Below are 18,380 nucleotides of genomic sequence, written 5' to 3'. Positions count from 1 at the left end.
GGACGAGAAAAGAGCGGCATAGCTGGACGGTTGACGCGACAACTACCTTGAAAAACGCCGGTTCGGCGACAAGTTCAAGGGCGTTCTTAACTTTTTTGGTCGTTCGTTCGGCGCGAGGCAAATCAAGCAGCGTTTTCAGCAAATAATCTAAGAGGTCATGATTCATTTGGTTTTTTCCTTTTCGGGTGATTCCAGGCGTTCAGGCAATGGCGTTTGGTCAGTTCTCGCAGATGGTCAGGCACTTCAAGGAGTGCGGCATTGCGCTCCTCGCGTGTGCGCATGGCAACGATCTGGCGGGCGTACTCCCTAGGCCACGTCACGGTTGTCTACCGGGATTTCTGGTAGCTCCAGCCCCAGTTGCTCGGCAAGCCATCGAATGCCGGCTTGTTTCACCCTGGTTGACTGGCTGTACTGCATGCCGGATGTCTCGTGATACCACTGGCCATCCTTGATCCGCAGATAGTCGCGGTCGCGCTTGGGGTAGGCCGGGAGGTTCCCTTTGAGTAAGCCCTTTTCACGCATGAGAGCGATCAGCTTGGGCCGGGTTAGACCGAGTTGGGTTGCGGCTTGGGCGAGAGTGCGATCCATTTGCCCTCCTTAGGCCGCATGCGCGGCGGGAGTAGCCACGGCAGCCAAGTGGGTGATGGACTCAGCAACCTTTTCGTAGATCTCTGCATCGGTACCGCACACGGTGAAGCACTTAGTGCGCGGACGTTTCACGCCGATGCTCATGATGGTGGTGATGCCGGTCCGTGTTTGAGTTCGATGGATCGCAACATGGATCGGCAGTTCGAAGCCCATGTCGAGGCTTAGGGAGCCGCCAGTACGAACTAGTTCGAATACCCTCTGCCTGTTATCGGCATCGAACTGGGCATATTGTCGGCTCGCGTAAGGAAGCGTCAGTAGCTCGGCAGTGATGCTGGGATCGACCGGCCCGTTGGCAATTTCTTCAATGAAGTCGGCCAGCTTGAGATGCATCTTTTTATCGTTTTTCAGGGTCAGCGAGTGGCGTTCGCTTCCCAGTTCGACGGTGAAGTGAGTGTCAGCTGTGCTGCGTTCCACTTTCAGGCGGAACGCAAGAGCTTCCCGCTTGGGGGCTGACCTCAAAACGTGGTTGAACGTCTCGGTCAGATTGACTTGGGCGTTGAGCAGCTGCAGCGTGCGATTGTCCAGTTTGTACTTGCTCATGCTGCATACCCTCCGCCATTTGGATCGAATGGCGCGGATGTGGCGCGAGTTTTCAGTTTTGGTTTGGTAGGGATAAACGCGCAGCCGTATTCGCGGGCCAGGCGGCGAATCTCGAAGATACGGAATGGGTCAGCAGCGGTCGGATGGACGTGCAAGGTGGCTGTGGTGTGCATGGTATTGCCTCGCTCTGTGGTGTAAGAGTGAGACGAATATTAACCTCAAAGGTTATTTAGTCAATAAAAATAACCTTTGAGGTGTTTTTGTTTTTTTTGCATGCTTTATTGCTGAGGATTGCGCTTGTGATGGCTATGGGCTATAAATACCTCGCTGGGTGTACCACCCAGGTGCTCTTTAAATATCGATAAATCTCTAGGCTTGCAGTTGGTGATTGGGCAACCAATCAGTTTTGGGTGTTTACCAAGACTCTCTCCGCCACCCGCATGCTCGACCCATGAAATCTGTTCGCGATGTGTGCCTTAGGGTGCAGCAATCCGAACCGGTTTTTCGACAGACGCTGCTTTATCGTGTGCTGTCTACTTACTTTGACAAAGGCTGCTCGGTAACGAGTGAAGCATTTTGCGCTAACGAAATGACACTTTACGGTGACGTAGAGCTGCTCAGCATTAACGTAAAGCTGCTTAGCGTTAACCATACAGCGCTTAGCCGCCGTTGGCCGAATACGCGAACGGTTAGTCAGATGAGAAATGGGCGAATGGCGGCGGACGGGCTTATCAAAAGTTTTTGATAAGCCAGAACTGCGATTTGTATGGACACCTTCAAGTTCCTTTCGGCCTAGAAGCTTCGCGGCGGGGCAATTCCGCCTTGAGGAGCTGTATCGATGAAATATTTGAAGAAAACTTGTCGCCCTAAAGCGGCAAATGATGTGCACAACAATGAAGGTGTCCGCGTCAATGATAAGACCGGAAAGGATCCAAAAGCTGCTACACCTGATGCTGCAGAGACCCGAAGCAAAATTTTGACCGTTGTGGTCAAAACCGCGACAAAGGAAGCTGTACGTTGGGGAATTCAGAACTGGCCTTTCGTCCAGGAGCATGCCTTGAAAATGATTGAGGCCTTCGTGGAGTTGTTTAACCTATGACGCAGCAAATCGCATCATCGAATTTCCGATAAGGCCAGCAAATCAGCTGGCCTTATTTTTTTCCGAGGTGGAAATGGACTCTCCGCTCTATCCTTACAAGTCAATCCATAATATTAAGTCCCTTGCTCTATTGCTTGGAGAAACTGTGCCCTTGTTGAATAAACTTGCGGAGGATTCTCACAAGATGTATCGGCGTGTACCTCAAGTTAAGAAGGATGGATCGGAAAGAGAGACTTTTGATGCTCATGAGCCATTGAAGTCTGTTCAAAGAAAAATTGTTGATAGGTTGCTAGCTAAAGTTTCCTATCCTGACTACCTTCATGGTGGAATTCGAGACTCTAATTACCCGCGAAGTATTTACTCGAATGTTAAGTCTCATTCGGGGGCGCGTAATCTTGTTTTACAAGACATAAAGAATTTTTTTCCATCTATTACCATCGATAAGGTGCTCTCGATATTTAAAGGTATGATGGGGTTCGGTGATGAAGTCGCTGTTATGCTAACTCGGCTTGTAACAAAGGGTGGAATTGTGCCGCAAGGGGCGAGTACAAGTAGTTACATTGCAAATTTGGTCTTCTGGAATGTAGAGCCAAGGTTGGTAGTATGGATCAGGGCGCTGGGGATGTCGTATAGTCGCTTTGCAGATGACATAAGCATATCCTCGAAAAACATAATTCTGCCCGATCAAAAAACCGAGATTGTGCGAAGAGTTACTGGGATGCTCGCTGCAAAAGGCTTTCTTCAGAAACGGCAAAAAATGCATGTCTTGAAAAAAGGTCAAACGATTACAACAGCTAAAAAACCTGAGCCTGTAGTAGTTACAGGTCTAAGTGTCGCCGGTCCTCGTCCTGGTGTTACAAAAGAAGAAAGAAAGAAAATACGTTCTGCGGTTAGAGAGTTTGAAATATTGGCAGAGGCTGGTGCGGATTTGATTAAGTTGCGTGAGCTATATAATCGAGCAATGGGGCGAGTTGGAAGACTCTTGGCCTGTGGTCAATCAGATGGATTAGCTCTGAAGAATCGATTAAACTTGGCAATGCGTCAGTGCAATAAACCTTTGCTGGAGAAATATGAAAAAGGTGAAGTTGGCGGTATATCAATTTAGTCAAGCTAAAGATAAGTGCGCCAAATTAGCGGGGCTTAGCAGGTAGGCTACAAGTTTGATATTTTCCACCTGGCTCGGCCGCAAATACTCCATTCTTCGTTCATTCTAATAATTCGCTCCGGCCAGTCTGGGTTAATAGCGAACAAATATTGTTCATCTCCCTCTTGTCTGAGCTGCTTTAGTGTTGCAGCTTGATCTCTGGTCCGTTTTGCTGCCACGAAATGACCGGGAAGTGCCTCAAGTGAGGGATCAATAACAATCATGTCTCCTTCTAAGAACTTTGGCTCCATGCTCATTCCTTCAACGCGAAGGATAAACGCACGTGGGCCGACTGGTCCTGGTGCATCTATCCATTCCTCAGCGTCTCTCGGGTCGAAGACTCCATTTGGCTCACACCATGCCCCTGCCGCAATCGATCCTATCACCGGCAATTTTCGGTCTGTATGGCTCATTACCGTAGCGTTATTGAACTCACCAAGTCCGTAGGGCATGTCGAGATAGCCACTATGCAGATCCAGCGCTTTCTCAATCTCTCGAGCAATCTGGTCGCCGATGCCTTTGGTGGGGTTCTTGCCCCCGAACGCACTCACTTGGGCAGGCGCTTTGCCTAGTAGGTCTGCGACGTCAGTCAGGCGGAGCTTTTTCTCGGCCAGGACTCTTCGAAAATTCTGTAAGCGGGTGTCTGAGATTTTCATGTGCCGATTCTGGCTGGATTAACCTTTAAGGTGAATGTCCATGTTGGTATTGTAATTATTAACCTTTGTGGTTAAATTGCGCGTCAGGAGGTACACCACATGAAACTGCGCGACTACATCAACAGTTTGGACTCAGAGACACTCACGGCCTATGCCGTGCGTTGTCGGATTGCTGTGAGCTATCTGCGTCTTCACGTCAAATACGCGAGCAAAGACCCAAGCGTCTCTCTGATCAAGTCCTTGACCCGTGAAAGTGAAGGTTGTGTCTCGCTCGCTGAGGTTCTGGAGCATTTCGGTATCACCGAAACAACTCCAATAATCAAAGCCGCATAGTCAGAAAAAAGGCGACCCAAGGGTCGCCCAGTTCCTCCCGGCACGCACCACCACAGCGCTGTCGGGTCGCGATAAAGATAGGAGGGCACACCACATGCTAACCACCTCTCTTTATCGCGCTTTCCAAGGCACGGATGTCTTGGTGTTGCTGCCTTTTCCACCACAGATTGGGCAGCTGTTGCGCCAGAGGTGAACGACGGATCGTTCGCCTCGGCACGGTGCCGGTATCGATCCTGAAGATCTAGCCGGCGTTTGGGCCCTTTCAAGCCACGCGGCAAATGTATCACCACTGCATGTCGCGCGGCACTGGCAACTTACAAGGATTAATGCCATGAGCCGAATCGCTCTGAGTTCCATAGAACGGGCGCAGCGGGAAATCCTGCCGCTCGATCTAGCGCTTTACCATGCTGCTCGGGACTATCCCGGCGGCGCCGCTGCAATTGCCGCCACCACCGGCAGAAACGCCACCACGCTGCAGCACAAGCTGTCTCCCACCCATCCCAGTCACACGGTAAACATTCAGGAGTTCGGCGAGATCCTGGAGCTGACCAAGGACCGTCGCATTCTGGATGCGGTGCACGCCATGGTAGGAGACACCGCCTGGCAGGAGCTGGCTGAGGCATACACAAACGATATGCCCGAGACTTTGACAACCGGTATTGCCGCCTATTTCCGACAAGTCGCGGACCTGGCTGATACCTGGGCAAAGAGCATTGGCGATGGCAAGGTTGATGATGGTGAGCTGGCCGAGATCCGCTTCCAAGTGTTTCGAGGTATTCAAGGGCTGCTGGGAATGTTCAACCGCGCTACCTACGTCAATCAAACGACGCGGGGTGTTGATCGTGGCTGACATTGCTGATTTTGCTAACGACCTTGTGCAGGAGCGTCTAGATCAGGCGCTGGCTGCACGGAACGCCGCCAAGCCCGCCTTGGCGGCGCATTCATTTCTATTCTGTGAAGGCTGCGACGGGCCTATTCCAGAGCCGCGTCGGTTGGCTCTGCCGGGTTGCACCCAGTGCGTTATCTGCCAGTCCATCGATGAAGCGCGGGAGGCCCGCCATGCTCGATGAGGTATTGAATCAATTCGCAGACTACGGGCTTGAGCCAGAACAGCCGCTGATCTTCGGCAAGCTCACCAGGTGCAAGACGGCTCAGGACAAGGGCAAGGAAAAAAACGGTTGGTATGTCGTCCACGAGCATCGCACCGAGAAGAACGAAACGCTGATCTTCGGCAGCTTCGGTGACTGGCGTTCGGGCGAGTCGCAAAAGATCAAGGTGAAGGCCTGGCGCATGAGTCCAGAAGAGCGCGAAGTCATGCGTGCCCGGCAGGAAGACGCCAAGCGTAAGGCCGCAGAGGTATCGGCCAACGCGGCACGGCGAGCGGCCAACCGTGCAGCCGGCTTGTTCAAGCGCATGCCGGAAAAGGGCAAGAGCGCCTATCTGGATCGAAAGCAGATCGTTGGGTTCAAGGTTCGTTATGCACCGCGCACTGGCGCGGTATTGGTGCCAATGAGCAACGTGCGGCATCAGATCGTTGGCCTACAGGTGATCTTCCCCGTTAAACAGGAAGACACAGGTCGCGACAAAACCTATTGGCCTGCCGGCATGTCGAAGGAAGGCGCTTTTCACTTGATCGGCGGACATCCTGAGCCAGGTGAGCCGGTGTTGATCTGTGAGGGGTACGCCACGGGCGCCAGCCTGCACATGGCGACCTCGATGGCGGTGGCTATCGCCTTCGATGCGGGCAACTTGCTCTCGGTGTCCAAGGCCATGCGAGAGCAGTTCCCCGGCTGCCCGGTTATCATTTGCCGCGACGATGACTGGAAAACCAAGCGTCCGAATGGCGAGCCTTGGAACCCAGGTGAGGAAAAGGCCAACAACGCCGCGTTGATCGTCGGTGGCCAGGTGGTTGCGCCAGTCTTCTCGGGCGAGCGTGACATCAAGTGGACCGACTTCAACGACCTGCACATTGCCGAAGGATTGGAGGCTGTCCGCCGCCAGGTGTTGGCGGTGGTCAAACCTCCTGCAGCTGGTGGTTGGAAGGATCAATTGGCCCGCACTGAAAACGGTTCCCTGATTGCGCACATGCAAAACGTCGAGTTGATCCTGGGCAATGACGAACGCTGGGCAGGTGTCATTGGTTACAGCGTGTTCAGCTCTAAGATCGTCAAGTTGCGATCCGCGCCCTTTGGCGGCGGTGCAGGTGACTGGGCCGACATCGATGACATGCGGGTGATGAAGTGGCTCGCGCAGCAATACAACCTGCGGGTCAAAGCGTCCCATGTGATCGAGGCTGTCAGCGTGGTTGCCCACGACCATTCTTTTCATCCGGTGCGCGAGTACCTGGAAAGGCTCGAATGGGACCGCGTCCCTCGGCTGGAAACATGGTTGACAGACGTACTTGGGGTTCATGCCAACGAGTACTCGGCCAAAGTGGGTAAGCGCTGGCCGATCTCGGCGGTGGCTCGGGTGATGCGCCCAGGCTGCAAGGCCGATTCGGTGATGATCCTTGAAGGCGGGCAGGGTGAAGGTAAGTCCACCGCCATGGGCATTCTCGGTGGCGAGTGGTTTATGGACACGCCTTTTGCCCTCGGTGACAAGGACAGCTTCCAAGCGATTCGTGGCAAATGGATCGTTGAACTGGGGGAGCTGGACAGCTTCAACAAGGCCGAAAGCACCAAGGCCAAGCAGTTCTTCTCGGCATCCACCGACACGTACCGAGAGAGCTACGGCCGCAGAACGAATGACGTGCCACGCCAGTGTGTGTTCGTGGGTACCACCAACCAAGAGGAATACCTCAAGGACGCTACCGGCAACCGGCGTTACTGGCCGGTGTTCTGCAACAAGGTCGACTTAGAAAAATTACGCGAGATCCGCGACCAGCTGTGGGCTGAAGCGGTGTTCTGCTTCGAGGCCGGCGATATCTGGTGGGTGACAAAGGACGAGTCCTGGATGTTCGCCGAGGCACAGGACGAGCGTTTTGTTGTGGACGAGTGGGAAGGTCCGATCCTGACCTGGTTGGAGGAGTCGCAGATCGGTGAAACCGCCACCGGCAACGAGATCTTGATCCAGGCCCTCAAGTTAGACGTCGGCCATTGGGGCAAGCCGGAGCAGATGCGCGTCGGGGCGATCATGCATCGCCTGGGCTGGCGGAAGAAGCGCATGCCGGCGTTGGCGAAGAGCGGCATCCGGCAATGGGCCTATCAGAAGCCAGAGACCTGGGGGCGTGGGGCTGCATTGCAGGCGCCCCTGGTAGAGGAGCCTTGCTTTGATTAAGCGAATTGATGAGATGCTCAAGCTCTGGGCGCAGGATCTGCATTCTCCGATGAACCCCGACTTTGCCGGATCTGGTGGCGGCAACATGATTGCGATGTTGATGGAGTGCAAGGGCGAGCTGATACGTGGGACTCGCGGTAGTCGGGTGCTGCTGGATGAGTCGGCGGATATCGAGCTGATCGTGAACAAGCATCTGCCGGCGCAGCTGTCGGTGGTGGTGTGGGAGCACTATTGCAATCACGAAAGCTTCCTCTCGCAGAAGTACACCCACTGCGGTTGCAGTCGCGATACCTATTACCAACGTCTGCACGAAGCGCACCTGCACATCGCTGGCATGTTGATGGGGAAGGCTGCGTGACCCCTGGTATCACTCCGCGTGCCAGTGTCCTACTGTCCGGCCTTGTCCGACTGCCATTTAGAGCAGTCGGACAAGCGCAGGCCGCGCCGTTACTGGGCTGTCCTACTGTCCAACCTTTGCCCGCCCCATGCACACGTAAGCATAGCGGGCACGTAGTCGCGCCCATGGCGCGCATGCGTGCTTTTAGTTTTCTCTCTATACACAAGAGAAAGTTAAATAAGGTAGGACAGTAGGGCAGAGCCCCGAAATTAGGCGCCTGTAGCTGTCCTACTTCGACTCTGCATAGTGGGACAGGTAGGACGGGGCATCAGAAGCGATAGCCGATTGAATGCGTTGTACCTACGTTGTACCTGCGTCACACCCACGTTGCACCCGTATTGTTCCATGGCATTAAAACTCGCTTGCTGCCACCGGAATCCACCTGTAAAAAGTACCCATCTTCGATAGGTGCGACCGCAGAAAGCGGCAGGCACCACACACCAAACCCGGCCATTGCGCCGGGTTTTTGCGTTTATGGGGTAGGGCGATGACGAACGAGCAGCAAGCGCTGGCAGAGATGCCGATCTGGTTAGTGATCATCCTAGCCCTGGTCGGCGGTGTGTCGGGTGAGATGTGGCGAGCCGATAAGGATGGGGCGCGGGGCTGGGCGTTGTTGCGTCGACTCGCACTTCGGTCCGGCGCCTGCATTGTCTGTGGCGTGTCGGCGATGATGCTGATGATCGGCGCGGGTATGACGATCTGGACGGCGGGCAGCTTGGGCTGCCTGACTGCGATGGCCGGTGCGGATGTTGCCATCGGCCTTTACGAACGCTGGGCTGCCAAGCGGCTGGGCGTTTCCGAAGTGCCACGTGCCAGTGGCGAACAGGGGTGATGCACCGTACCGGGGCGCCGAAAACCGCCGGGGACCCTGGGGGTATTCGGAGGGTACGGGGTCGGAAACCCGCGGGAAATCGTTAGCCGCAGGGTTGGCAGCTTATTGAAATTCAATCCATTGAAATTGAAAGGCTTGCATTGAAAAGCCGTTGAAAAGGAGGGCTTGTGACAGACCCCATCTTTCTGTCGAAGAGCGCCTTTGCGGCCCACATCGGCAAGGCGCCGAGTTACATCACTTGGCTGAAAAACAACAATCGGTTGGTCCTGTCCGATGACGGCAAGCTGGTCAATGTTGAGGCAACCATCGCGCTGATCCGCGACACGGCGGACCCAACCAAGGCCGCCGTCGCGGCTCGGCATCAAGAAGGCCGGCTGCAGCGCGATGTGACCAGTCAGCTGTCACCGCTGGTTGAGTCCACGCCGAACATGGCTGCGCCGCAGCCCGCCATCGGCCCGGCAGGTAAGCAGCCTGACTTCCAAAAGGCCCGCGCCCATCGCGAGTACTACCTGGCGCAGCTGGCCGAGGCTGAATTCCACAAGGTCCAGGGTTCGCAGGTCGAGCTGGAAGCGGTCAAAACCGGCGCCTTCAACGCGGGTCGCCTGCTGCGCGATCAACTGCTGGGCATGCCGCCACAACTGGCACCGGAGCTGGCCGCCATGACCGATCCTTGGGAAATCGAACGCCGTCTGACCGCTGCAATTCGCGCCTCGCTGGAGGACGCCGAGCGCATGTCGTCGGCTGACCTGGTTCACGCCCTTAACCAAAAGAGCTAATCCATGCACACGGAAATCCCGAACGGTGCAGAGGTGTACCGTGAGGCGTATTTCCGTGGGCTACGGCCTGACCCATCGCTGTGGGTCGACCAGTGGGCCGATGAGTACATGCGTATCCCGCGTGACACCGGCGCCGCCGAGCCCGGTCAGTACCGCACCTCGCGAACGCCCTATGCTCGCGAGCCCATGCGTTGTTTGTCGCCGGCTCACCCCTGCAAGCGCGTGGTCACGATGGTGGCCTCGCAGCTGATGAAAACCCAGATTGCGTTGAACTGGATCGGCGGCCTGATTCACATGGTGCCGTCCAACATCCTGACCCTGCTGCCCAGCCTCAGCTTAGCCAAGCGGGTGTCGTCACGGATCGGCAAGACCATCAAGGCCACGCCAGTGCTGCGCGAGCGTGTCGCGGCCAACCGTTCGCGTGACGCACGCAACACGATGGACACCAAAGAGTTCGAAGGTGGCTCGCTGTACGTTACCACCGCAGGCTCGGCAGCCAACTTGGCCGAGCTGTCGGCGCGCTACATCTACGGCGACGAGATCGACCGTTGGGATGTGGACGTGGGCGAAGAGGGCGACCCCATCGAGTTGGCCGAAACCCGGGGCAGTACCTTCGGGCGCAACGCGAAGTTCTACTTCTCTAGCTCGCCCACAATCAAGGGCGCTTCGCGCATCGCCGATCTGTTTGAGACCAGCGATCAGCGTTACTACTACGTGCCATGCCCGCACTGCGGCCACATGCAGGTGCTGGAATGGGAAAGCCTGCATTACTCGGCTGATTACAGCGTGGTGCATTACCAGTGCGCCAGTCCTGATTGCGACGTGCTGATCGACGAACATCACAAGGGCCAGATGCTGGCCCAGGGCGAATGGCGATCGCACGCGCAGGGCGATGGCGAAACCATCGGCTTTCACCTCAATGCGCTGTATTCGCCGCTCGGCTGGATGGACTGGCGCTCGCTGGCCAAACAGTTTGAGAAGGCGAAAAAAGCGCAAAACCGTGGCGACCTTGAGCCCATGCAGGTGTTTTACAACACCCGTCTGGCCAAGGTCTGGGACAGCGCCCAGGAGCAGACCAAAGCCGATGTGCTGAAAGAGCGCGCCCGCCGCGAAACCTACGGCCTCGGCTCGATGGCACACCGCGTGCTGATGCTCACCGCCTCGGTCGACGTGCAAGCCAACCGCCTGGAGCTGATGGTGATGGGCTGGGGCGTTGGTATGGAGCGCTGGGTCATCGACTACCAGGTGATCTGGGGCGACCCAGCTGATGAGCGTACGTGGGCCGTGCTCGATGACAAGCTCAAGGTGCGCTACCCGCACCCTTGCGGAGTGGGCCTCGGTATTCTGGCCACCGCCGTCGACTCTGGCGGTCACCACACGGACGAGGTGTACCAGTTCTGCCGCATCCGCCGGTGGCGCAACATCTTTGCCATCAAGGGCGCGAGCAAGCCGGGTAAACCGGTGATTGCACAACGCCCGTCGATGGTCGACGTGACATGGAAAGGTCAGACCGAACGCAACGGCGCCGAGCTGTGGTTTGTCGGCACCGACACCGCCAAGGACTGGATCTACAACCGCTACTCGTTTGAAGACGGGCCGGGTGCCTTGCACTTTGCCAATGACCTGCCGGATGACTTCTTCGACCAGTGCGTGGCCGAGCGCAAGGTGGCGCGCTACGTGCGCGGTCACAAGCGTATCGAGTGGGTGAAGGGCAAGGCCGAACGCAACGAAGCGCTCGACCTGATGGTGTACTGCCTGGCAATGGCGCATTACCTCGGCCTCAACCGCTACAAGGAGCACGACTGGGAGCGGATTCGACAAGCCTTGGCGCAGGCCGGGTTGTTCGATGACAAGCCGGTCCAGGTCGAACGTGTTGCAGCGCCGGCCAAAACAGCACCTCCAGTTGTGCAACAACCGATTGAACCCGTTGCACCTGTAACCCCGGCAGCTCCACCGCAGCCGGTCGCACGTCCCCCTCAACGTCGCAGCTCCAGCAGCGGCTACCTCAAGAGACGCTGATTATGTCCTTTACCCAAAAGCACCTCGATGCCGTTGAGTCGGCCATCGCGCGTGGCGAGAAAACCGTGCGCTATGCCGATCGCACCGTGGAATACCGCACGGTGGATGAGCTGCTTAAGGCTCGCGATCAGATCCGCAGTTCACTGATCGCGGCTGCCGGGCCTCGCGCGCGGGTGATCCGTCTTTCTCACGGAGGCAAGGGACTCTAATGGCACGCCAGTATCCGACGCTGACCCGCAACGGCTTCTTGCTGCCGGAGCGGATCAAAGCCAGTTACGAAGGGGCCGGTGAGGGCAGGCGTTCGGCCAGTTGGGACGCGCCTGACATTGGCATCAACAGCCTCAACACTCCGGCGTTGCGCAACCTGCGGGCTCGCTCGCGATCGGCAGTACGTAATGACCCGTACGCGTTTAACGTCATCGACAAACGCGTCAGCAACTTGATCGGCACGGGCATCACCCCTCGACCCAAAATCGAAGACGATGCCCTGCGCAAACTGCAGCAGGAATTGTGGGAAGACTGGGTCGACGAGTCGGACGCCGATGGTCTGACCGACTTCTACGGCCAGCAGGCATTGATTGCCCGCACGGTGGAAACCGCCGGTGAATGCTTTGTGCGTTTGCGGCCACGCGGCTTGGACGAGGATCTGGCAGTGCCGTTGCAGCTCCAGGTACTGGCCCCGGAATTTGTGCCGCACGACAAGTTTGAACCGTGCAAAAACGGCAACAGCATCCGTGCTGGGATTGAGTTCAACCTGGCCCATCAGCGGGTCGCCTACTGGATGTATCGCGTGCACCCGCGCGATGCCTCATCGCTGAACGCCGGTTACAACCAATTGGTACGGATACCGGCAGCGCAGGTGCTGCACATCTTTGAGCCGGTCGAACCCGGCCAACTGCGTGGGGTGCCGCGCTTGGCGCCGGTGCTTAAGCGCTTGCGCAGCCTGGACAACTACGACGACGCGGTGCTGTTTCGTCAGGAGGTTGCCAACCTGTTTGCCGGTTTTATCAGCAAGCCGCCGCCCGAAGCGACGCAGCAACCCCGCGACCCGATTACCGGCTTGCCACTTAGCGAGGATCGCGACGGCTTTACGCCAATGGTCGCGCTGGAGCCCGGCACCATGCAGGAGCTGGGGCCGGGCGAAGAGGTGGAGTTTTCCAAGCCGCCGGACGCGGGCAACAACTACCCGGACTTTATGCGTCAGCAACTGATGGCCGCTGCAGCCGGTACCGGCACGCCTTACGAGATCCTCACTGGCGACATGCGCGAGGTCAACGATCGGGCGTTGCGGGTGGTGCTCAACGAATTCCGGCGCCGTTTGGAGCAACTGCAATTCGGCGTGTACGTGCACCAGCTGTGCCGTCCTGTGCGTGCTGCATGGATGGACATGGCAGTGTTGGCTGGTCGCCTCAAATTGGCCGATTACGCGCAACGCCGCCGTGAATACCTGCGTACTCGCTGGGTACCGCAAGGCTGGGCCTACATCCAGCCGGTGCAGGACATTCAGGCACGCATGATGGAGGTCAACGCGGGCTTCAACTCCCGCAGCGAAATGGTCCTGCGTCAGGGTTACGACGCCGAAACCGTCGACGCTGAAAACGCTGCCGATCAGGCCCGCGCCCGTGAGTTGGGCCTCAACTACAAAACGCTCGTCGACCAGCCAGAACCGGCAGCCGACAAGGAGACACCATGACCACGCAGCACCCGCTACGGATTTTCAACAAAGCCGGCGATCAACCACCGCCGCAAAACAAGCACTGGTACAGCCTGCAAGCCAGCGGCGAAGCCGAGACCCGCAGCATCGAGGTCTACGTGTACGGCGAGATTGGCACCTGGGGCATCACCGCCAACCAGTTTGTGCGCGACCTTGCGGCACTGGATGATGGCGTGTCGCCGGTGGTCGTGGCGTTTAACAGCATAGGCGGTGACCTGTTTGACGGCTTGGCTATTCACAACGCGCTGTCGCGTTTGGGCGAGCGTTGTACCGGCCGGGTTGATGCCTTGGCAGCCAGCGCGGCCAGTGTCGCGGTGTGCGGCGCGCACCGGGTGGTTATTGCGTCCAACGCGATGTTGATGATCCACAACCCGTGGACTTACGCGTCAGGCGATGCCGACGATCTGCGCAAGGTGGCCACCGCGCTGGATCAAGCGATGGAAGCCATTATCGCGGCCTACAAATCGAAGGCGCCGAACATCGACGAAGTCGAGCTGCGGCGGTTGGTCAATGCTGAAACCTGGCTGACCGCAAGCGAAGCGGTGGCCTTGGGACTGGCCGACCAAGTCGGCGAGGGTGTCACCGTCAAAGCCTGTCTGGGGCAGGGTGGCGCCTTGCAGCGTTATCAGCACGCCCCGAAAGCGTTGCTGGCTCAGCTGGAGGAACCGCCCGAGCCAGAACCCACCCCGGAGCCAGTCAAGCCTGACCCCGAAAAACCGCCCATTGTGGACTCGGCCAAATTGGCCTTGCTGATTACCCAAAGCTGCAACACGGCCGGTATCAGCAACCTGATCGAGTCGCTGATCAGCAGCACCGAGCTGGCCGACGAAGCCACCGTCAACGCGGCGTTAACCAATGCCAAAGCCGTGCGCGATCTGTGCGTGGCGGCGCGTTTGCCGGAGTTCACCCAAGAGTTCGTCGCGGCCGGGCTGGGCGCCGAAGCGGTGCGCGGTCGGCTGTTCGACAAGCTGGTCAGCGGGGGCGGTTTTGAAATCGACAACAGCCTTCCGATCAACGATGACCCGGCGCCGAAACCCCAGGCCAAACAACCCGATCCAAATGGGATCTACGCGGCCCGTCGCGCAGCCCAGACCCAACCTGCCAAAGGGGCGAGAGCATGACTATCAAACAAGAGCCGATGCACGCGGGCGAGTTCCTGCTGTCCGAAGGCGCCGGGAATATCTCCCGCGAAGCGATCAACGTGGCCGCAGGCGCGGCGTTGTACCCCGGCCAAGTGTTGGGGCTGGTGACTGCCTCGGGGGAATTCGCGCCGTATGTTCCGACCGCCGAGGACGGCAGCCAGAAGGCCGTCGCCATTCTGTATGGCCCGCTGGGCGCGTCCGACATTGTGCGCCGAGGCCGTGCGGTGGTACGGATGGCCGAGGTCAGCGAAGCGCATCTGACCGGCCTCGATCCGGAGGCTGAGAAAGACCTGGCCGAGCATTTCGTGATCGTGCGCTAAGCCGACCGCCCCTTTTATTGCACCCCGCCCTGAGCGGGGTTTTTACTTTCTGGAGATTCCCCAATGGCCGACATCGCCATCTTTGACGACGAAGCATTTTCTGTTTCGTCGCTGACCGCTGCCATCAACGAGCAGCAATACCTGCCCGGGCGCTTGAGCAGCCTCGGCCTGTTTCAGGAAGAGGGCATCACCACTCTGACCGTGCAGATCGAAAAGGATGGTGACACCCTGGCACTGGTTCCGGCCGGTGAGCGCGGTACTTCGGGTCTGGTGGTCGCGGGCAGCAAGCGCAACCTGATCCCGTTCAACACCGTGCACCTGCCTGAGCGCTTCACCATCAAGGCCGATGAGATTCAGGGCATCCGCGCCTTCGGCACCCGCAGCGAACTGCAGGCCGTGCAGGACGTGGTCAATGCGCGACTGTTGAAAGCCCGTCGCCAATTGGACGTCACCCATGAATATCAGCGTATGGGCGCCCTTAACGGTGTGATCCTGGATGCCGATGGCAAGACAGTTTTGCTCGATTTGTACCAGCGTTTCGGGGTGGAGAAGCAAACCCTGAAAATGGGCTTCAAGACCCCTGACACCAAGTTACGTGTTCAATGCCTTGAAGCACTGGACATGCAAGAGGATGCGTTGGGCAGTACCACTACCAGCGGCTCGCGTGCGTTCTGCGGCAAGAAATTCTGGGAAGAGTTGGTCACCCACAAGGATGTAGAAGAAACCTACAAAAACACCCTGCAAGCCGCTGCTCTGCGCGGTGACGCACGCGAAAGTTTTGAGTTCGGTGGCATCACCTGGGAACGCTACCGGGGTCGCATCGCTGGTCAACCCTTTGTCCATGACGACAAGGCGCTGCTAGTGCCGGAGGGTGTGCCGGACCTGTACATCTCTGCGTTCGCTCCGGCCGATTACATGGAGACGGTCAACACCCAGGGCATTCCGTACTACAGCAAGATCGAGCCGCTGCCGTTCAACAAAGGCATGGCTGGTGAGGCACAGTCCAACCCGTTGCACCTGTGCACTCGACCTCGAGCGCAGATTCTCCTGGAGCTCTGATCATGGGCTTCCGCGATCTAATCGCCGAAGTCGATGCGGTGGTGTTCGAAACCCTGGGCGACACCGTCCGGATCGAGGGCCGAGATGAACCGGTCCTCGGCATGTTCGCCGCACCCTGGTTGCAACCGAAGTTCGGCAAGCTCAACACCGGCCTGCGTGAACCGCGCTTTGAGATTCGCGTTAGCGATTCCCATGGCCTGAGCAAAGGCTTGCTGGTGAGCGTGGATCTGCCGGAGCTGGACGGTGGCGGCGACTATGACCTGCTGCAGCTGGAGCCCAGCGGTGACGGTCTGGTGGCCTTGATCCTGAGGAAACGCGCATGAGTGTAGGCAGCTTCAAGGAGCTAAAGCGCGATAGCGGGATGCTCACCATCCAGCCGTCAGCGGTGCACGTTCAAGCCTTTCAGGACTTTGCCAAGCTGCTGCCGAAAGCTGCGGCAGCGGCACAGCGACGGGCGATCAACAAAACCTTGGGCCGGTTGCGCACGCACATCGCTCGGGCGGTGGGCAAACAGGAGCGGATCGCCATCGCTGCGGTTCGGCAACGCCTGCGGGCTTATCCGGTCACTGGCAGCACGATGCGCGGCAAGCTGTGGTTTGGCCTCAATGCGATCGAGGCGAGTCGCACCGGCCGAGCACGGCAAACTGGTAGCGGTGTATCGGTGGCTAGTCGGCGTTATCAGGGGGCGTTCTACAAAAAGGTCTACGGAAGCAAATCCGATATCTGGATTCGCACCGCGAGCAAGCACTTCAACGCAGAGAACTATCCCGATACTGAGCAGGGCCGTCGGCGCTCGGGCTTTGTCGAGGAAAACGACAACCGTTTCCCGCTGGCCAAAGCCAAGGTGTCGCTGGAGCAAGCGCGTCCGCACTTCGACAGCTGGATCAAACGCGCCGATGAACTCTTGCTGGAGATCCTCAAGCAAGAACTCAACTTTGAACTACAAAAATACCTGAAGGGGAATGCTCGTGTCTGATGAGCCTTTTAGCCTCGATCAGCTTTACGGCGCTATCGAGCAACATCTGCAGGTCAATCTGCCGGGTGTGCAAACGGTCGCTGCATGGCCTGCTATTGCTGATCACATTCGTTTGCCAGCGGTGTTCCTCGAACTGGCAGAGTTCGAGCCGGGTAAGGACATCGGTACGGGTGAGACGGTGCTGGTCTGCAAGTTCGAAGCGCGAATCATCGTCGACCCGATCAGGGATGACCACCATCGACAGGCCGTGCAATTGGCCACTCAGCTCGCCGTATTGCTGCGAGCGCAGAGTTGGGGGCTGCCAGTCGAGTGTGCCGAGTTTGTGCAGGCCCAGCAGGACTGGACCCGACCCGAGCTTGATGGCTACACCGTGTGGCTGGTGGAGTGGACGCAGGGCGTTTATCTCGGCGTCGAGGAATGGCCATGGCCAGATGAGCCACCGGGCACGCTGCTGTTTCACGTCGGCCATGAGGAGCAGCCCGTGGCGCCCGAGGCACTGGGATGAGCTTCGCCAGTGCTGAGCATGACCGCATGCTTGCCGGCCTGGTCAAGGCTTGTTATGTGGTCGCCGTCGACCTGACGGCCAGCCCGCCGGTGTGTCGGGTATCTGATGGCGAGTGGACTAGCGCCTGGGTCCGCTGGCACAGCTTGGCGGCCGGTAAAGCGCGGCATTGGCGTGCGCCCGGTATGGGCGAGCAGGGGAGCCTGATCAGCCCCAGTGGCGAGGTGTCGCAAGGCACCTTCGTGCCGGGGCTGTATGGCGATGCTGGCATGGCGCCGGACAACCGCGACCATGTCGAGGCCTGGCATTTCGACGATGGCGGCTCGCTGGTCTACGACTGGGAGGCCAAAAGCTACCGCATCACCCTACCGGAGGGCACGGTGGCCATCACCGTGGGCGGTTCGAGCGTGACCGTAACGGAAGAGGCCATTGAGGCGCAGGCCGGGCGACTGACCTGGAAAGGTGACGTGCTTATCAACGGTTCGTTACGCGTCACGGGCGACATCGAGGCGGCCGGCAAGATCATGGACGCCGGTGGCAATTCGCCCAACCACCAACACTAATCGAAACCCTTATCCAGCCGCCGAGCGCGGGCTTTTTTCTGCCTGGAGAAAAACTATGACGAGCAAAGTAAGCCAGGCCGCCAACGCGGCCGAGGTGGTTACGGTGGATGCCGTGGCCGTGCCTATCACCGTGCATGCCACGGCGGTGCCTATCACCGCTGATGCCGTGGCGGTGCCGATCAAATCAGCGGCAGATTTCAGCGAGGAGGAGCTGGCGGCGGTGGTGAATTTCCGCGACAAGGCCTTCACCTCGCGCACCCTGGTTATGCCAGGTGGCCGCTTGCTGCAGGTCAGCAATGGCCGCCTCCAGATCAAGGCGCTGGACGCCCAGGCGCAGGCCTTTCTCGATGGTCACGCCGATTTAGAGCGCTTGCCGGAGTAAAC

The 18,380-nt window shown here is 58.1% G+C and carries 23 protein-coding genes; 20 read left to right on the top strand and 3 right to left on the bottom strand.

From position 1 onward, the window contains the following. Positions 1–306: 306 nt before the first annotated feature. Both IC37_RS26705 and IC37_RS26700 read right to left on the bottom strand, forming a co-directional pair. Positions 307–588, bottom strand: a complete 282-nt coding sequence (locus IC37_RS26705) for a phage antirepressor KilAC domain-containing protein (RefSeq protein ID WP_030128532.1) — start codon at positions 586–588, stop codon at positions 307–309. 9 nt (positions 589–597) lie between these two features. Further along, complete coding sequence (locus IC37_RS26700) at positions 598–1,188, bottom strand: hypothetical protein (protein ID WP_030128531.1); 591 nt, start codon at positions 1,186–1,188, stop codon at positions 598–600. Positions 1,189–2,026: 838 nt separating this feature from the next. Between IC37_RS26700 and IC37_RS26695 the strand changes: the two genes are divergently transcribed. After that, positions 2,027–2,287, top strand: a complete 261-nt coding sequence (locus IC37_RS26695; protein WP_030128530.1) for a hypothetical protein — start codon at positions 2,027–2,029, stop codon at positions 2,285–2,287. A 73-nt stretch (positions 2,288–2,360) separates the two neighbouring features. After that, positions 2,361–3,392 (top strand): reverse transcriptase family protein, encoded by a 1,032-nt coding sequence (locus tag IC37_RS26690; protein WP_030128529.1) that lies wholly within the window; start codon positions 2,361–2,363, stop codon positions 3,390–3,392. 47 nt (positions 3,393–3,439) lie between these two features. Here the strand turns inward: IC37_RS26690 and IC37_RS26685 are convergent, their stop codons facing one another. Further along, the gene (locus IC37_RS26685) at positions 3,440–4,087 is read right to left on the bottom strand and encodes a LexA family transcriptional regulator (RefSeq protein ID WP_030128528.1); all 648 of its coding nucleotides are present in this window, start codon (positions 4,085–4,087) and stop codon (positions 3,440–3,442) included. A 99-nt stretch (positions 4,088–4,186) separates the two neighbouring features. Here IC37_RS26685 and IC37_RS26680 point away from each other — a divergent pair, with 99 nt between their 5' ends. The 18 genes from IC37_RS26680 to IC37_RS30745 all read left to right on the top strand — a co-directional run bounded on the left by IC37_RS26680 (position 4,187) and on the right by IC37_RS30745 (position 18,378). Beyond that, a complete protein-coding gene (locus IC37_RS26680; protein WP_030128527.1) occupies positions 4,187–4,420 on the top strand; it encodes a hypothetical protein in 234 nt (77 codons plus the stop codon). 331 nt (positions 4,421–4,751) lie between these two features. Then, on the top strand, positions 4,752–5,270 hold the full coding sequence (locus tag IC37_RS26675; RefSeq protein WP_030128526.1) for a phage regulatory CII family protein: 519 nt from the start codon (positions 4,752–4,754) through the stop codon (positions 5,268–5,270). Beyond that, positions 5,263–5,490 (top strand): TraR/DksA family transcriptional regulator, encoded by a 228-nt coding sequence (locus IC37_RS26670; RefSeq protein WP_030128525.1) that lies wholly within the window; start codon positions 5,263–5,265, stop codon positions 5,488–5,490. Before IC37_RS26675 ends, IC37_RS26670 begins: the two co-directional genes overlap by 8 nt. Then, a complete protein-coding gene (locus tag IC37_RS26665) occupies positions 5,480–7,696 on the top strand; it encodes a VapE domain-containing protein (protein ID WP_030128524.1) in 2,217 nt (738 codons plus the stop codon). The genes IC37_RS26670 and IC37_RS26665 overlap by 11 nt, the downstream gene beginning before the upstream one ends. Further along, positions 7,689–8,054 (top strand): hypothetical protein, encoded by a 366-nt coding sequence (locus IC37_RS26660; protein WP_030128523.1) that lies wholly within the window; start codon positions 7,689–7,691, stop codon positions 8,052–8,054. The genes IC37_RS26665 and IC37_RS26660 overlap by 8 nt, the downstream gene beginning before the upstream one ends. Before the next feature lie 526 nt (positions 8,055–8,580). Further along, positions 8,581–8,925, top strand: a complete 345-nt coding sequence (locus tag IC37_RS26655; RefSeq protein ID WP_030128522.1) for a phage holin family protein — start codon at positions 8,581–8,583, stop codon at positions 8,923–8,925. A gap of 167 nt (positions 8,926–9,092) precedes the next feature. Then, a complete protein-coding gene (locus IC37_RS26650) occupies positions 9,093–9,701 on the top strand; it encodes a hypothetical protein (protein ID WP_030128521.1) in 609 nt (202 codons plus the stop codon). A 3-nt stretch (positions 9,702–9,704) separates the two neighbouring features. Continuing rightward, positions 9,705–11,720, top strand: a complete 2,016-nt coding sequence (locus IC37_RS26645; RefSeq protein WP_030128520.1) for a phage terminase large subunit family protein — start codon at positions 9,705–9,707, stop codon at positions 11,718–11,720. Between the two features lie 2 nt (positions 11,721–11,722). After that, the gene (locus IC37_RS26640) at positions 11,723–11,929 is read left to right on the top strand and encodes a phage head-tail joining protein (RefSeq protein ID WP_030128519.1); all 207 of its coding nucleotides are present in this window, start codon (positions 11,723–11,725) and stop codon (positions 11,927–11,929) included. Beyond that, positions 11,929–13,413: a phage portal protein gene (locus IC37_RS26635; protein ID WP_030128518.1), complete on the top strand. Its 1,485-nt coding sequence runs from the start codon at positions 11,929–11,931 to the stop codon at positions 13,411–13,413. The genes IC37_RS26640 and IC37_RS26635 overlap by 1 nt, the downstream gene beginning before the upstream one ends. Further along, the gene (locus tag IC37_RS26630; protein ID WP_030128517.1) at positions 13,410–14,555 is read left to right on the top strand and encodes a head maturation protease, ClpP-related; all 1,146 of its coding nucleotides are present in this window, start codon (positions 13,410–13,412) and stop codon (positions 14,553–14,555) included. The genes IC37_RS26635 and IC37_RS26630 overlap by 4 nt, the downstream gene beginning before the upstream one ends. Continuing rightward, on the top strand, positions 14,552–14,896 hold the full coding sequence (locus IC37_RS26625; RefSeq protein WP_030128516.1) for a head decoration protein: 345 nt from the start codon (positions 14,552–14,554) through the stop codon (positions 14,894–14,896). Before IC37_RS26630 ends, IC37_RS26625 begins: the two co-directional genes overlap by 4 nt. Before the next feature lie 63 nt (positions 14,897–14,959). Then, complete coding sequence (locus IC37_RS26620; protein WP_030128515.1) at positions 14,960–15,955, top strand: major capsid protein; 996 nt, start codon at positions 14,960–14,962, stop codon at positions 15,953–15,955. 2 nt (positions 15,956–15,957) lie between these two features. Then, a complete protein-coding gene (locus IC37_RS26615; protein WP_030128514.1) occupies positions 15,958–16,278 on the top strand; it encodes a hypothetical protein in 321 nt (106 codons plus the stop codon). After that, a complete protein-coding gene (locus IC37_RS26610) occupies positions 16,275–16,931 on the top strand; it encodes a hypothetical protein (RefSeq protein ID WP_030128513.1) in 657 nt (218 codons plus the stop codon). Before IC37_RS26615 ends, IC37_RS26610 begins: the two co-directional genes overlap by 4 nt. Beyond that, positions 16,924–17,436: a hypothetical protein gene (locus IC37_RS26605; RefSeq protein WP_030128512.1), complete on the top strand. Its 513-nt coding sequence runs from the start codon at positions 16,924–16,926 to the stop codon at positions 17,434–17,436. The genes IC37_RS26610 and IC37_RS26605 overlap by 8 nt, the downstream gene beginning before the upstream one ends. Then, on the top strand, positions 17,433–17,996 hold the full coding sequence (locus tag IC37_RS26600) for a phage baseplate assembly protein V (RefSeq protein ID WP_030128511.1): 564 nt from the start codon (positions 17,433–17,435) through the stop codon (positions 17,994–17,996). Before IC37_RS26605 ends, IC37_RS26600 begins: the two co-directional genes overlap by 4 nt. Positions 17,997–18,051: 55 nt before the next feature. Beyond that, positions 18,052–18,378, top strand: a complete 327-nt coding sequence (locus IC37_RS30745) for a hypothetical protein (RefSeq protein WP_033864824.1) — start codon at positions 18,052–18,054, stop codon at positions 18,376–18,378. Positions 18,379–18,380: the final 2 nt, after the last annotated feature.

This window comes from Pseudomonas sp. QTF5 (genome assembly GCF_000512695.2).
Lineage (GTDB): Bacteria > Pseudomonadota > Gammaproteobacteria > Pseudomonadales > Pseudomonadaceae > Aquipseudomonas.
The sequence above is the reverse complement of the archived record's forward strand: the minus strand, read 5'-3'. Positions and strand labels throughout refer to the sequence as shown.

Coding starts and splice junctions, on each gene's coding strand:
- IC37_RS26620 (WP_030128515.1), top strand. CDS start 14,960: ATGGCCGACATCGCCATCTTTGACGACGAAGCATTTTCTGTTTCGTCG.
- IC37_RS26705 (WP_030128532.1), bottom strand. CDS start 588: ATGGATCGCACTCTCGCCCAAGCCGCAACCCAACTCGGTCTAACCCGG.
- IC37_RS26695 (WP_030128530.1), top strand. CDS start 2,027: ATGAAATATTTGAAGAAAACTTGTCGCCCTAAAGCGGCAAATGATGTG.
- IC37_RS26675 (WP_030128526.1), top strand. CDS start 4,752: ATGAGCCGAATCGCTCTGAGTTCCATAGAACGGGCGCAGCGGGAAATC.
- IC37_RS30745 (WP_033864824.1), top strand. CDS start 18,052: ATGACGAGCAAAGTAAGCCAGGCCGCCAACGCGGCCGAGGTGGTTACG.
- IC37_RS26655 (WP_030128522.1), top strand. CDS start 8,581: ATGACGAACGAGCAGCAAGCGCTGGCAGAGATGCCGATCTGGTTAGTG.
- IC37_RS26600 (WP_030128511.1), top strand. CDS start 17,433: ATGAGCTTCGCCAGTGCTGAGCATGACCGCATGCTTGCCGGCCTGGTC.
- IC37_RS26625 (WP_030128516.1), top strand. CDS start 14,552: ATGACTATCAAACAAGAGCCGATGCACGCGGGCGAGTTCCTGCTGTCC.
- IC37_RS26630 (WP_030128517.1), top strand. CDS start 13,410: ATGACCACGCAGCACCCGCTACGGATTTTCAACAAAGCCGGCGATCAA.
- IC37_RS26690 (WP_030128529.1), top strand. CDS start 2,361: ATGGACTCTCCGCTCTATCCTTACAAGTCAATCCATAATATTAAGTCC.
- IC37_RS26640 (WP_030128519.1), top strand. CDS start 11,723: ATGTCCTTTACCCAAAAGCACCTCGATGCCGTTGAGTCGGCCATCGCG.
- IC37_RS26610 (WP_030128513.1), top strand. CDS start 16,275: ATGAGTGTAGGCAGCTTCAAGGAGCTAAAGCGCGATAGCGGGATGCTC.
- IC37_RS26680 (WP_030128527.1), top strand. CDS start 4,187: ATGAAACTGCGCGACTACATCAACAGTTTGGACTCAGAGACACTCACG.
- IC37_RS26700 (WP_030128531.1), bottom strand. CDS start 1,188: ATGAGCAAGTACAAACTGGACAATCGCACGCTGCAGCTGCTCAACGCC.
- IC37_RS26685 (WP_030128528.1), bottom strand. CDS start 4,087: ATGAAAATCTCAGACACCCGCTTACAGAATTTTCGAAGAGTCCTGGCC.
- IC37_RS26615 (WP_030128514.1), top strand. CDS start 15,958: ATGGGCTTCCGCGATCTAATCGCCGAAGTCGATGCGGTGGTGTTCGAA.
- IC37_RS26665 (WP_030128524.1), top strand. CDS start 5,480: ATGCTCGATGAGGTATTGAATCAATTCGCAGACTACGGGCTTGAGCCA.
- IC37_RS26645 (WP_030128520.1), top strand. CDS start 9,705: ATGCACACGGAAATCCCGAACGGTGCAGAGGTGTACCGTGAGGCGTAT.
- IC37_RS26635 (WP_030128518.1), top strand. CDS start 11,929: ATGGCACGCCAGTATCCGACGCTGACCCGCAACGGCTTCTTGCTGCCG.